The following is a 12983-nucleotide window of genomic DNA, read 5'->3' on the forward strand; positions in this document are numbered from 1 at the left end:
AAGTGTTTATTGAAGGAATGGTTGAATATCGGCCAGGCATTGATGCGGAGCGTTACGTTTGGAAAAAAGTAAAATCAGCATTCATTGAACGAGAAAGTTTTGGCTTTTTACATTTTCCAATGTTCAAGGAAAATCATGCTAGTAAAAGAGAAATAGATATTTTATTAGTTGATCGTGAAATTGGTGTAACTGTAATTGAAGTAAAAGGAATAAATATAAAACAAATTGAGGGAATACAGGGCCATATATGGCACTTTACCAAAGATTATTATGCATCTAAAGGTGAGCCTTTTAACCAAGCGGAGCAACAATTAAATATGTTGTGTGATGATATTGAAAAAAAGGACAGTCTGAATCGAGCATTTTCTAAGCGAGCGGTAGTAGCCTTGCCTTATATTACGAGTGAACAATGGATAGAGCGTGGTTTTAACCAATTGTTAAATACTCCTTTTATATTGTTTAAAGATGACTTTGAACAAGGGACTTGGATTCAAAAACTTGAGCGTATGAATATATATAAAGCAAGATTGAATTTACAGGATTCTCAATGGGATGCATTAAAAAAACACTTTTATATTAGAAATTTGGCAAGGGAAAAAACAGATGAAATAAAAAGCGAAAAACAAAAACGGTTCTCTAATTTATATGTTTTTACTAGTGAGGAGCAATTTCACAAAGAAAAAGAGGAAATCGACAAATTATTAAAGGAAGGCCTAAAAATCTATATCTTTAGTACGTTTTCTATTTCTACGAGTTGGCTTGCATTGCAAAAGGATTTTTGTGATGAATTTCAACTTCAAGTTTTTCAAACAAAAGAGACACTCCTTTCAGTGGATACAAGAATTATCCAAGACGGAGAGGTAGAGGCATCCTTCTTAAAGAATATATTGTCTCCGGCGTTCCCAGAGTTTAATTTGGGTCAGTATATAGCAGTTCACACTCCGCATACGGATAACTTAATGATTACAGCAGGTGCGGGGACAGGAAAAACATACGTTATGATTGATCGTATTTTTTATCTGTTAGAAAAGGTTGGCATCACACTTAAAGACATCATAATGGTTACTTTTACAAATGCGTCTACTAATGAAATGAAGGAGCGTTTGCAAAAGAAATTATTAAGCATGTTTAAATTGACAGGGAAAACAAAATATCTTTACTTTGCTGAAGAAGTAAAAAATATACAAATTAGCACAATTCATTCGTTTTCTAAATCTATTTTAACTCAATTAGCACATGAAATTGGTTTTGGTAGAAACTTAAAGGTAAGAAGTTTTATTAAAACGAAGAGTGACATTCTTGAAAAGCTTGCTAACGAATTTTTCCAAAAACATTCTGCGAAAGTTTTAGTCGATTTAAATTTAAAGTTTTATGAAGTTACAAAAATGATGAAGAGTTTCTGGGATGAAATGGAGAAAAAGGGGTTAACTAGACAAGAAATTGAGTCAATTGATTGGGGTACAGTAGTAAAAGAAGAGCATCAAGTTCTTAAGGATCTTTTTCAATATGTATTCAATCAATGTGAAGGTTTATTAGAAGCACAAAAGAAGAAAGAAAATGCGATTGATACAGGGGATATGGTCCGAAAACTAAAGTTATTTACACAAGGTGATACACTTAAACAGCTTCAAACCGATAAATATTTATTTGTCGATGAATTTCAGGATAGTGATAATACACAAATTGAACTAGTGGCAAGTTTGCAAAATCAGTTAAAATATCATCTTTTTGTAGTTGGGGATATTAAGCAATCGATTTATCGTTTCCGTGGTGCTGATTACACGTCCTTTACAAGATTAGCAGAGAGGGTGAATTCATCATTTACTCCTGTTGCTTTAAATCAAAACTATCGAACAACTAGCAGTTTATTAGAAAAGCTAGATAAGATATTTTCTGTTTGGGGACAGAAGTGCTGGGGTCCAAAAAGTAAAGAGTGTCTGCTTCCTTATACGGAGGATGATCGTTTAAAGGGGATGAAGATTACTGAACCAACAATAGGAGAGTTCCTTTACCCTAATACAAATAAGGATAATGTAGAACCAGAAACAGTACGTCATATTTTTGAATCGGTGGATATAGCTAAGCAGTTATCAGATGATGAAAATAAAAGAATCGCCCTTGTTGTACGTACGAATAAACAAGCTCTTGAAGTACGAGAGTGGTGTGAAAAAGCAGGAATAGGGACTGTACAAAATTTAGATGGTACGTTTTATAAATCAGATGCAGTCATACATTTTAAAATGATGTTAGATGCCCTGTTGTATCCAGGTGAGGCAAAGCATGTGGTTAATTTTCTACAATCACCTTATTTTAGATATGCAATTCCAACTAAACTACTTGTTCCCTTAAAAGGGGATAGTGAGAAAATTATAAAGTTTTTACAATTGTATATGGGAAATGACTTTACGCAGTATCTTGATGAGTTAAAAAGATTACCTGTTATGGCTGTTATACAGAAGATTATCTCTGAAAAGGGATTACTACAAAATATTTCATCCTATTATGAAGTGAAGTATGGAGATGCCCCAGACATAGATGAGTCTATAAAACAACTAGAGATTGAGATAGCTGTAAAACAGTATGAGAAAAATTTATATCATTTAATGAACATCATTCAAAAGCAGTTTGATTCAATGAGTGGTACGCTTTGGAACATTCATGAATGGTTAACCTTACAGATTCGCGTAAATCGTAATGAGAATGAACCAATGATTGAAACGAAATTAGGAGTTGTAGAAATTACGACTGTCCATCGTTCGAAAGGCCTAGAGTACCATACTGTTATTATGCCTAAACTGAACCACTCATTTAGTAATAAAAAAGCCTCTTTTTACATACAAGATGAAAAAGAGATGGGTGACGATAAACGGATTGTTGGTTGGAAGGCTAATAATATTAAAAATAATCATTTTGCTACACTTCAAAATTATGAAAGTTTTGAAGTAGAAAGAGAAGAAACACGATTATTGTATGTAGCGATGACACGTGCGAAAAAGAGACTAATTTTAATGATGCCTGAAAAAATAAGTGAAAATACATGGGGTAATTTACTAGGACGAGCTTTTAATGAGGTGAATCATGAACGTTGATGTATATACATATGATGATCCGAAGCGTTGGAGAAATCATTCAAAATATAACAAGATAAAAAATGCTATTCATATATGTGCTACCAAAAATATGAAGGACGGTATTATAGAGGCTTATCAAAACAAAGAAGAACGAGAGTTTTGTTATGTGTTTACAATTCGCGAAATTATTGATGAATTATTAACAAGATGGAATTTACCCGAAGAGCAACTAAAACAATATTTAAAGCTTTCTCGGGTTATTAATGAGCTCAGTACGGATAATACAGAATTAAAAAATGCATTTAAAAATAATCGTCCTGACCTTCTTGAAACGATTCGATTTCTAACGTATACCGGCGTGAAGCCCATTGATTTAACTACAATAAATCTAGAAAGTAATAAGCTAACAGAAAAGGAAAAGCTCTTTCAACAAATTTGGTTTGAAGTAGAGGAAAAAGATACTACCTATAAAAATATCCGAAATAAGCTTCGTAAGGGATGGGCAATAGAAGAAATCAAAGAGAAGATAAACCAGCTTTTAAAGGAAAGTGAAAGACCGGCCCTAGATGTTGAGATGAATCAGCTCGTCTTACATGGATTCTACTTCATTACTCCTGAGCAGCAGATTTTTCTACAAGCTCTCAGGAAGGCAGGCTTTTCTATTACATTCTTTAATTTTTATGATCAGCGTTTTCCAGCAACCTTTGATTTTATAAAAGGCTTTATTTCTAAAGAATATCAGTGGACTGATAATTGGCAAATTGAAAGTAATCGGGAAAACAAGGAAGAGTCTCTCGGTACTGAATTTTTGAGTGCATTTGAAGGAGAGAATGCACCAGGGGAAACTCTTAAAAAAGAAGTTATTCGTTATAATTCCTTTTTTGATTTTTTAAATGATGTAATTGTTCCTAATTATCCGATTGGTGAGACAGAGGATGATGAGGATAAAAACAAGGATAAAGTACAAATTATTGCAACCAATGCTGATATGTTGAATGAAATCCTTGTTCAATATTATCCTAATAAATTTGCGGAAAACAGAAACTTTTTACAATATCCCATTGGTCAATTCATTAGTAAGATTCATCAGATGATTGATGATAATACATTGATTTTAAATGAAGATATTTTAATTTCAGCGTTTTCATCAGGTTGGTTATATAATCCTATCACGAAGAAAAACGCTAGAGATTACACATACTTGCTAAAGCAACTGTTATCGTTCTTCGGTAATTGTCGTACGATTCAAGGGGATTGGTTACCAAGGTTTTCTGATTTAATGAAGCATTACAAAGAAATATTACCAGCCTTTGAAGGGCCAGATGATGATAGGGTTGTAACGAGTGTGCGTAGTCCCTTTTCTAAATTTGCTCATTTTTCACTAAGCAAGAAGCAAGTTGAAGAAGTTCACTATTTTGTGAAGCAACTTGTTTTCATTGCAGAAGAATTGTTTGATATAGAAGCAAGGGAAGCCTCTATAAGTGAGCACTTTGATAAATTGTTAGCGATACTAGATAAACATAATCCAATGCAGCATTCTAAATTACTTCAAGATGAAACGGATATTATTCATTCATTGAATGAAAAATTAAAGAAAATTCAGGATGATAATTTCTTTCTATATGATGATGTTGGGGAAGCCATCAATGTCTATTTGAGTGGGAAATTATCAAACACAGATGAAGCCTTTATAAAACCGTTTATTGAGGTTGATGGGGAAGCTTTTAAACCAAATATTAATACCTTTTATCTAACAGGGCTAGATGAAAAAGGTCTACCTCTTGATGAATTCAGTACACCATGGCCATTACAGGAGATTACGTTTGAAAAACTCTCCATTCGTCATGAAGTACTTGAATTACATACATTGAGAAATCAATCTATTAAGCAAATCTCAAGGTATTTACTATTTATTGCTTTAGAATTCTTATTAGATAAAAATACTGAACTGTCTTGGATGCAAAATTTTTTAGATAAGGAAGATCTGCAACCTGCTGTGTATGTCCATCAATTAGGATTAAAAGTAATAGATTATAAGGAGAAAGAAAATCACCTTGTAGTGAAAACACGTCCTAATCCAGTTGATTTTGAAGACATAGCGGTAGATATAAATGATGGGGATTTAACAGAACTAACATTTACAGATTTTCTAATAGAATATAACCAATGTAAAAGGAGATTTTACTTTAGTTATATCCTAGGTCAGTCACCTGTTTTTACTGATGAATTTATTCATCAATTTATGTTTACGGAATTAATTCGATTGGTCAAGCGTAGTACCACTTTAGCGGATGAAAAGGTTATTAAAACGGTAAGCGAATTATTCCCTCACTGGACGAACTATAAAAAAGAAGTAATGGCCGAAACGTTTATAAAAATTGCGAGGCAAGATGAAGAGCTAGAGCAAGTTAGTGGAAAGGTTAGTATCAGTAAAGCAAGGAAGAGTTTTCAGCTTCCAGGTCTTACAAATGCTAAAAGAAATGAATGGATAGAAGTAACTGTTAAGAATAAGCCTTCCTTGCTAATTGATTTGAAGGAAGATGTAATGAATGAGAATATATTCCATGCTAAACCAGGAGAAAATTGTCGTTACTGCCCTCATATAGATATTTGTAGTGAAGGACGACATCTGATTGGTTAGGAGGGAACAGGGTGAATAATATTTGGAGGCAAATAGCTACTAACTGGAGAACATTTGAAAACGATAGTGATTCAGAAGTTTTGATAGAAGAACTAACAAATGATGCATTGAATATGGTTCTAGTAGAAGACTCCTTTAAAAGTGCATTGGAATACTTAGATGAAGAAGAAAATGATGATGATGACGATGATTGGCCGTAATATGATAAGAGAGGTGTAGGAGAAGGGGAGAAACTCCCCTTTGTATGTGTATGGAAAATAAACTAGAGAGTACTGAACTAATATTAACTAAGCAACAACAGGATATAGTTGATTACACAGGGAATGAAATTTTGATTAGAGGTATTGCTGGTAGTGGAAAGACGCTTGTTTTATTAAAAAAAGCGAAGCAAACAGCACTGAAATACCCGAATGAGAAAGTTGTAATATTTACTTACGCAGGATCGCTTTCTAATGCAACTAAATTTTTAATTGAGAAGTACAACCTTCCTAACTTAGAAGTGAAAACATTCCATTCATGGGCGTTTGGTGCATATTGTAAGGTCATGAAAAAGAAGCCTATTATTACACAAAAGTATAAACAGGAAGAATTTTTAAAAGAGGCTATAAAAGGCTTAGCAAGTCTTGATCACCGTTTTGTAAAAAATGACGATTATTTCGATTTCCTAAAAGATGAAATACAATGGATTAAAGGAAAAAACATCACTACTTTAAGTGATTATTTGAAAGCAGATCGAAGAGGGCGCGGTACCAATACACGTGTTACCATGAATGATCGTGAGATTATTTATCAAGTCTTTGATCAATATAATAAGAAGAAAAACTATTTACTTGATTTTGATGATTTAGCTGTTGTTCTCATGAAGAATCCAGCTATATTTCCAGATTCCATTAAATATGATCACATTTTTATTGACGAGGCTCAAGATTTACAACAGGTTCAACTGCAAGCATTAAAGCAGATTGCTAGAAAATCATTTATTGTTGCTGCAGACAAAGGACAAAAAATCTATAAAACATCCTTTACATGGAAAGAAATTGGTTTGAATGTCACGGGTAATCGTACGAAAATATTAAAGGAATCCTACCGTTCGACAAAACAAATTATTCAACTAGCAGCAAGTCTTCAACAAAATGATATGATTATTCATGATGAGGAATACGTAATTCCTAATTTACCGGAGAGGGAAGGGCCTATTCCGTATTTAATGAATTGTAAAAATGCTGAATCGCAAGATAGAGAAGTGATTAAATCAGTAAAACAAATTATTGAACAAGCACCAAATTGTACAATTGGTATTTTATATCGTGAGGGATCTTCAAGAAACTCAGCAAAATTTAGAATGCAACGTGCATTAAACGATGCTGGGATTCCATCAGAAGATATTAGGGAGAAGGGAAATCCACATACTCCTGGTGTAAAACTTTGTACCTTCCACTCAGCAAAAGGTCTAGAGTTTGATTTTGTATATATTATTGATTTAATTGAACCTAATAGAATACCCGATGAGGATAAAGAAGAGAATTATTGGGAAATTGAAAGACGTTTGCTGTATGTTTCTATTACACGTGCTTGTAGACATTTACAATTATTCACTTATGGTGATACGTTAAGGTTGGTTAAGGAATTAGATTCAGATTTTTATAAGAGTTTCACCTTATAAAATGTTAAAGCAGAAATGAAATATGCATATATAAATAAAAAGGATAGACATGCTCTATCCTTTTTATTTATATATGCACTGTGATGGGGAATTTTTTTGAATATAATTATTGTTTTCTATTGTAAATAATTCATCATCTTCTAACCTAGTTATAGAACCATCGAGGTTTCCCTTTTCATCCTGGAAATTTTGAAAGGTAATCAGTGCTCCTTGGACGCCAGAATTAGTTACCCGTATTTTGCGTATTTTGGGGTTATAAACTCCGGTACCTCCTTCTTTGGTAACGTTAACAGCTTTTGGGATGGTAGGGGTAAATTTAATGTGCCGGGTTCCCTTGCCAAGACATTTCAAAGAACGGAAGGCAAAAAGGACTGGCAGGAGAGAAGTCAGGACTCTTCAGAGAAGTTATACGCATCATTAGGGAAGCGGATGAAACTAAAAAACCCTCTCGATTCCTCTTTGAAAACGTTGAGAACTTGCTACGAGTTAATAAAGGATGGGACTTATTCCGTATTCTCTCTAGCTTGGATGAAGTCGGGTATGATGCAGAATGGCAAACTATTAACTCAACCGAGTGTGGAATTCCTCAGAACAGAACGAAACTTTTCATTGTCGCACATCTTAGAGGCAGAGATACCAGACGAGTATTTAGTTGACTTGAATCGAGTAAAAGGTTGTGTAATTGGTATCTGCGAAGGGAAAGTATTTGTTCGTGAAGCTACAAAACAGGGATATAACGTTGCTTATCGTGGTGACACGGTAAATTTAGCTTTTCCTAAATCAAAAACAAGAAGAGAGCGTGTTGGTAAGGGAGTAGCACAAACTCTTCTCACATCTAGGGAACAGGCCGTCTTAACGAGTGATGATAAGTTGCGTTGGCTTACTGAAAGAGAATCATGACGCTTGCAAGGGATACCAGATTCATATTTTGATAAGGCAGCTGCAGTAGCATCGAAAAGTCAATTGTATAAGCAAGTTGGTAATGGAGTAACTGTGGACGTTGTATACGAGATAGCAAAAAGGTTATAAAAAATTCATTTTAAAGAAATGGAGATTTATAAATGGGAAAAAGTCAAAGAGATAAAGGTATGAGACGTGAAAGAGAATTCGCTAGTTTGATAGGCGGTGCCCATGTACCGCTCTCTGGTGCGATGGACGGGTATTCAAATGATGTGAAAGGTTTAGGTCTAGAATGGGAAGTAAAAGCGAGGAAAGAAGGATTTAAGACGTTATATAACTGGTTGGAGGATGAACGTGAACAGCCAGATGCATTAGCGATTAAGGCTGATAGAAAACCGTGGTTAGTAGTTATACCGCTGGATACATTTTTAAAAATGGTGAAGGAGTGAGAGTATGTTGGATATTGCCCTACCTGTTCTTAACAAAGAGCAGACAAAGAAGAACGTGCTTCAAGCTTTGAAAAAGTATCATCTATTTTTATCAAGTATAGATGAAAGAGATATAGAGCGTGTACAAGATGGTAAGGCACTCGGCATGAGTAAAACAGTTCTAGAACGAATTAACTATATCCAAGAAATACGAAAAGGTGTAGGGAAGCTGGATGCGTGGGATAAACAACTTATTGAGTTAGCTTATTTAGGAAAAGAGAAGCCTAGTTGGATAAAAATGTGTAGGATATTGAATATGTCGCAGCCAGATTATTATAGGAAGAGGAATAGGGCTTTGTGTGAGTTGGCTTATAAGTTGGGAATTGAGGTAGAAGGATGAGAACCGCTTGTTGTAGCGGTTTTTATTTATTATTTATATAATGTAAATTCTTACTTAATTTAGTTCCGCATATTAATAAAGAAATAGAAGTTTACGAGGGGGAATGAGAAGCAAATGTGGACATTTTTTATTATTTTGGGATTAGGTGTAGCATGTATCATATTATTCTTAATGATGAGCAATCATGATATGAATAAATTAGATGTATTTAAGAAAGAAAATCCTGAGATGTATGAAAAATATAAGGGTGCTTTCAATTCTCAACCAGGAGATTTTTCAATGGTAAAATTGTCTGTTGAATCGGTTGAATCCCGACTATTACCTGAGGAAACAATTTGTTATTCATTCGCCCAACCAAGATATCAAAATACGGACATGAATGTATACATTTTGACAGACAAGCGATACATATATTATGGTATTAGATTAACTAAAAAGGCGTTCGAATCCATTCCTTATAATAAGATAGAGAGTGTTGATGTTAAAGAAAAGGCATTAGTTACAGAGTTAGAAGTGAAATCTAAAGAAGAGAAAATTGAAGTGTTTTTTGGATCTTATCATAAGAAGTATTTTGATGAGTTCTATATATTTTTAACCGAGAAACAATTAAGTCCTGATCTCGGCAATTAATTATTAATAAGTTATTAATTGTATATAAAGCGAGAAAAAGACCACATAACTTTTGATATTATCCCCTTTAGGTAGACAGTGTGAAAAAGACCATGTATACACATGGATGTTACACTATTACTTGGAGGGGATTTTTCATGGCCAAAAAAGGTGCAACATTTAATACATACTCAAATGAGATAAAGTTATCAGCTGTTCAAAGTTATTTAAATGGTGAAGGAAGCTACGATATGATAGCGGAGAAATATCAAATTAGAAGCTCTACACAACTTAAAAATTGGGTGAAAAAATATAAAGAATGTGGTGAAATTACAGATACTCGTGGGGAAAATAATAAAATGAAAGGTATACCGAACCCTTTAAAAGGTAAACGGATTCATTTTAAAACTGTTGAAGAAGAGCGTGATTACTATAAGGCTCAGGTTGAATATTTAAAAAAGCAGTATCCAAATCTGTAAATGGGGGCGTACTAAAATATAAAGAACGATATCATATCATTGAATTACTAAAGAGAAAATATCCCGTTATATGGCTTACTAATTTTGCGGGTGTACATCGCTCAAGTTACTATAAGTGGGTTCATACAAAAAGTATGAACAGCATACGACTAGAATCCGATAAACGATTAAAAAAGGTAATTCAATCTATTCACCTAAAGCACAAAGAATATGGTTATCCACGTATGAAAATTGCTTTAGAAGAAGAGGGTTATTTTATAAATCACAAAAAGGTATATCGATTAATGAGTGAGCTTAACATTCAGTCTATTATTCGGAATTATTCTAATGCTTTTCTAAATGTTTTAAACTGTGAATTCAAAGATCGCCAACAAAATGAAGCGCTTGTTACAGACATTACCTACCTACAATTTCAAGAGGGCTTCCGCTATCTTTCTGTTGTACAAGATATTTATAATAACGAAGTTGTTTCTTGGAAAATATCCAAGCGTAATGATAATGAACTTGTATTAGATACAATTGAACTGTTGGCACAAAAAAGAGATGTGCGTGGAACCATTCTCCATTCAGATCAGGGGTTCCAGTACACATCTCATGCCTACAACAAACGACTTTTAGATTTAGGTATCATTGGCAGCCACTCTCGCAAAGGAAACTGCCATGATAATGCCTGTATCGAGTCATTTTTCTCCCATTTTAAATCGGAGATGTTGTATTTGAATCATTTTAAAACAGAAGCGGATTTAATACAAGCAATTGAAGAATATATTTACTTTTATAACTATAAACGTTTCCAAAAACGACTCAACCATCGAGCTCCGATAGAATATCGAATCTCGATGGCTGCTTAGTCTTTTTAATACTGTCTACTTGACAGGGATAAGACCACTTTGTGGTCTTTTTCTGTTGAGAGTGAGCAATGGATTCTCCCTTTTTATTTATTGTTTGTTATATTAATAATAAATCAATGTTTTTAAGGAGCTAATATACTTATGGAACAGGTTGTAGGAGAATATTTTTCACCAAGTAAAATATACAAAGTGCAAATTATAAAACGAAAAGATGGTTTGTATACAACGGAAGTTTATAGGTGAATGAAGGATTGTGGATATGAGTTTTGGAGCTCTATTAATCAAGGGTTTCCTTTAATAGATAGTGAAGAGCATGCACAAAAGATAGCTATTGAACGGCTAAATGAGTATCTGGATGAGAATTAGAACCAAAACATGTTAAAAGGTTGAATTTATTGGAATTATTTTCACGTGAAGTATATGATTTGATATTTATTTTAGTTAAAATAGAAAAGTAATTTAATAGGATTTAGTCTGTTTTTTCAAATGATGTAAAGGGGGAGAATGCATGTGAGGCATGATATTTTAGATTTTGAAAAAGTAGTCCCAAAAGCGTTAATTAATTTTTATGTAGACAAAATGGAATTAGAAGCAGATCGTCGAAGCTTTGAGACTATGTATAATGCAATCAATGAATCAGCTCCTGATTTAATTGAACGGCTGTATACTAACTATAGTTGTGCAGGTAAAACTGCTGTCAATATCTTTCAGGAAGTGACGCTTCCAGGAGGTTTTTTAACTAAAGAGAAAATGGTGAAAATCTTACAAAGAGAGATTGGTGTAAACGAAATATTTAATCGAGAGTTTAAACCACCATTATCCGATGAACCACAAATTAACTATGTTGAAGATAGAGGGGATTCTATTCTTATTCAATTTGTTGCTAAAGATAAGCCAAGAAGAATCCGAAATGGATATGATATAATTCAAGTTACATCTGTGAATTTTGAATTTGCAATTGTTCGTTTCATGGGACCTACTATCATTGAATTACGTTGTGCATATAATAAGCATAATAAATTTCTTTCTTGCTTTGAAAGTTACTTTAGACAAGAGCTTGGAGAAGAATCGAGAGAATTCAAATGGATACCCATAACAAAAGTATCAAATGCAGAGGCGGAAGAAATAGCAAAACGTCTATCAGCTGGTTTGGTCGAAGCGGATCATAAGGATGATGGGATTTATGATAGACATTTAGTTACAGCGAGTCCAGATGTGAAAAATTTACGAGAGCAAGAAGAATATGTACAGCAATTTAAAAATAAAATGCTATTATCACAGTCGCTGGTTATTAATGTAAAAGAAGAAACATCTTTTGGAGAGTATGAGAATGAAATTAAGTTTAAAATTAATCTACATACAGGCTTTCAATTTTTAAGCAAAGTAAGTGAAGCTGTAATTGATTATGTAATGCAGGTGTTTATTGATGTAAGATATAAAGGCATAAATAGTACAGAAGAGAGAGTAACTGGGCAGGATACTACGTCTAACGAAGCTCAACAAGCAACACAAGCAATATAATTGATAAAGGAGGGCAAGGATGATGTTTAATGTAGCAAAAATTGATGATGCGTTAAAAATATTGGCAATCAACAATCGCTACCGCTTCAATGCCCAACAAGTAGCATATTTATCTGGAAATAGTGATGTTAACGAAGTTTATCAGTACTTATGTACTAGGGAACCATATGTTTTAAAAAAATCTTATGAAATTTTATGTCCAGATAGATTTGATTCAGCTGCTTCATATTCTAAACTTGAGCAAATTCCTAAAGGATGGATTGAGTGTAGAATATGTGGTGAAGAATTTATTCCGGATGAAAATTTAATTCATATTGTATTTTCATTTACTTCATCCTATTTAGAACAAATTAGGAAGGAAATAGATGATGAAAAAAAGGAGAAACACCCATTGATGCTTATAAGTTAGGGGCAGAAGAA

General features: G+C 33.5%; 14 protein-coding genes and 2 pseudogenes. 15 read left to right on the forward strand and 1 reads right to left on the reverse strand.

What is annotated here, in order from left to right; all coding sequences use genetic code 11:
* The first annotated feature begins 2 nt into the window (after positions 1-2).
* From ACXY7N_RS26075 to ACXY7N_RS26090, 4 genes are read left to right on the forward strand one after another with little or no spacing between them, the layout of a single operon-like run.
* Positions 3-3089 (forward strand): UvrD-helicase domain-containing protein, encoded by a 3087-nt coding sequence (locus ACXY7N_RS26075; RefSeq protein WP_488592705.1) that lies wholly within the window; start codon positions 3-5, stop codon positions 3087-3089.
* Positions 3079-5712 carry a PD-(D/E)XK nuclease family protein gene (locus ACXY7N_RS26080; RefSeq protein ID WP_488592706.1) on the forward strand — a complete coding sequence of 878 codons (2634 nt, stop codon included), beginning with the start codon at positions 3079-3081 and terminating at the stop codon, positions 5710-5712. The genes ACXY7N_RS26075 and ACXY7N_RS26080 overlap by 11 nt, the downstream gene beginning before the upstream one ends.
* A gap of 11 nt (positions 5713-5723) precedes the next feature.
* Positions 5724-5912 (forward strand): hypothetical protein, encoded by a 189-nt coding sequence (locus ACXY7N_RS26085; RefSeq protein WP_098069384.1) that lies wholly within the window; start codon positions 5724-5726, stop codon positions 5910-5912.
* 44 nt (positions 5913-5956) lie between these two features.
* Complete coding sequence (locus tag ACXY7N_RS26090) at positions 5957-7375, forward strand: UvrD-helicase domain-containing protein (RefSeq protein ID WP_488592707.1); 1419 nt, start codon at positions 5957-5959, stop codon at positions 7373-7375.
* A gap of 96 nt (positions 7376-7471) precedes the next feature.
* Here ACXY7N_RS26090 and ACXY7N_RS26095 read toward each other — a convergent pair.
* Positions 7472-7717, reverse strand: a pseudogene (locus ACXY7N_RS26095) (DUF5123 domain-containing protein); the annotation flags it as partial.
* Positions 7718-7746: 29 nt separating this feature from the next.
* On the opposite strand from ACXY7N_RS26095, the gene ACXY7N_RS26100 reads away from it, so the two are divergent.
* From ACXY7N_RS26100 to ACXY7N_RS26150, 11 genes and pseudogenes are all read left to right on the forward strand, one after another.
* On the forward strand, positions 7747-8031 hold the full coding sequence (locus ACXY7N_RS26100) for a DNA cytosine methyltransferase (RefSeq protein ID WP_488592734.1): 285 nt from the start codon (positions 7747-7749) through the stop codon (positions 8029-8031).
* A complete protein-coding gene (locus ACXY7N_RS26105; protein WP_488592708.1) occupies positions 7916-8275 on the forward strand; it encodes a hypothetical protein in 360 nt (119 codons plus the stop codon). The genes ACXY7N_RS26100 and ACXY7N_RS26105 overlap by 116 nt, the downstream gene beginning before the upstream one ends.
* A 3-nt stretch (positions 8276-8278) precedes the next feature.
* Entirely contained in the window at positions 8279-8404 is a 126-nt protein-coding gene (locus tag ACXY7N_RS26110; protein ID WP_488592709.1) for a DNA cytosine methyltransferase, read from the forward strand.
* 32 nt (positions 8405-8436) lie between these two features.
* Positions 8437-8724: a hypothetical protein gene (locus ACXY7N_RS26115; protein ID WP_488592710.1), complete on the forward strand. Its 288-nt coding sequence runs from the start codon at positions 8437-8439 to the stop codon at positions 8722-8724.
* Positions 8725-8728: 4 nt separating this feature from the next.
* Positions 8729-9103 carry an ArpU family phage packaging/lysis transcriptional regulator gene (locus ACXY7N_RS26120; RefSeq protein WP_488592711.1) on the forward strand — a complete coding sequence of 125 codons (375 nt, stop codon included), beginning with the start codon at positions 8729-8731 and terminating at the stop codon, positions 9101-9103.
* A 114-nt stretch (positions 9104-9217) separates the two neighbouring features.
* Positions 9218-9733: a PH domain-containing protein gene (locus ACXY7N_RS26125; protein ID WP_488592712.1), complete on the forward strand. Its 516-nt coding sequence runs from the start codon at positions 9218-9220 to the stop codon at positions 9731-9733.
* A 137-nt stretch (positions 9734-9870) separates the two neighbouring features.
* Positions 9871-10191: a transposase gene (locus ACXY7N_RS26130; RefSeq protein WP_488592713.1), complete on the forward strand. Its 321-nt coding sequence runs from the start codon at positions 9871-9873 to the stop codon at positions 10189-10191.
* Between the two features lie 38 nt (positions 10192-10229).
* A complete protein-coding gene (locus ACXY7N_RS26135) occupies positions 10230-11042 on the forward strand; it encodes an IS3 family transposase (RefSeq protein ID WP_488592735.1) in 813 nt (270 codons plus the stop codon).
* Positions 11043-11183: 141 nt separating this feature from the next.
* A pseudogene (locus ACXY7N_RS26140) lies at positions 11184-11408 on the forward strand (hypothetical protein).
* Positions 11409-11552: 144 nt separating this feature from the next.
* Positions 11553-12563, forward strand: a complete 1011-nt coding sequence (locus ACXY7N_RS26145) for a hypothetical protein (RefSeq protein WP_488592714.1) — start codon at positions 11553-11555, stop codon at positions 12561-12563.
* A gap of 22 nt (positions 12564-12585) precedes the next feature.
* On the forward strand, positions 12586-12972 hold the full coding sequence (locus ACXY7N_RS26150) for a hypothetical protein (RefSeq protein WP_488592715.1): 387 nt from the start codon (positions 12586-12588) through the stop codon (positions 12970-12972).
* The last annotated feature ends 11 nt before the right edge of the window (positions 12973-12983 follow it).

The sequence above is a fragment of the Bacillus sp. 5w2 genome (assembly GCF_054353775.1).

What these genes read in the sequence shown, in the direction of transcription:
- ACXY7N_RS26080 (WP_488592706.1), top strand. Translation starts at nt 3,079, where the DNA reads ATGAACGTTGATGTATATACATATGATGATCCGAAGCGTTGGAGAAAT.
- ACXY7N_RS26090 (WP_488592707.1), top strand. Translation starts at nt 5,957, where the DNA reads ATGTGTATGGAAAATAAACTAGAGAGTACTGAACTAATATTAACTAAG.
- ACXY7N_RS26105 (WP_488592708.1), top strand. Translation starts at nt 7,916, where the DNA reads ATGATGCAGAATGGCAAACTATTAACTCAACCGAGTGTGGAATTCCTC.
- ACXY7N_RS26115 (WP_488592710.1), top strand. Translation starts at nt 8,437, where the DNA reads ATGGGAAAAAGTCAAAGAGATAAAGGTATGAGACGTGAAAGAGAATTC.
- ACXY7N_RS26120 (WP_488592711.1), top strand. Translation starts at nt 8,729, where the DNA reads ATGTTGGATATTGCCCTACCTGTTCTTAACAAAGAGCAGACAAAGAAG.
- ACXY7N_RS26125 (WP_488592712.1), top strand. Translation starts at nt 9,218, where the DNA reads ATGTGGACATTTTTTATTATTTTGGGATTAGGTGTAGCATGTATCATA.
- ACXY7N_RS26130 (WP_488592713.1), top strand. Translation starts at nt 9,871, where the DNA reads ATGGCCAAAAAAGGTGCAACATTTAATACATACTCAAATGAGATAAAG.
- ACXY7N_RS26150 (WP_488592715.1), top strand. Translation starts at nt 12,586, where the DNA reads ATGTTTAATGTAGCAAAAATTGATGATGCGTTAAAAATATTGGCAATC.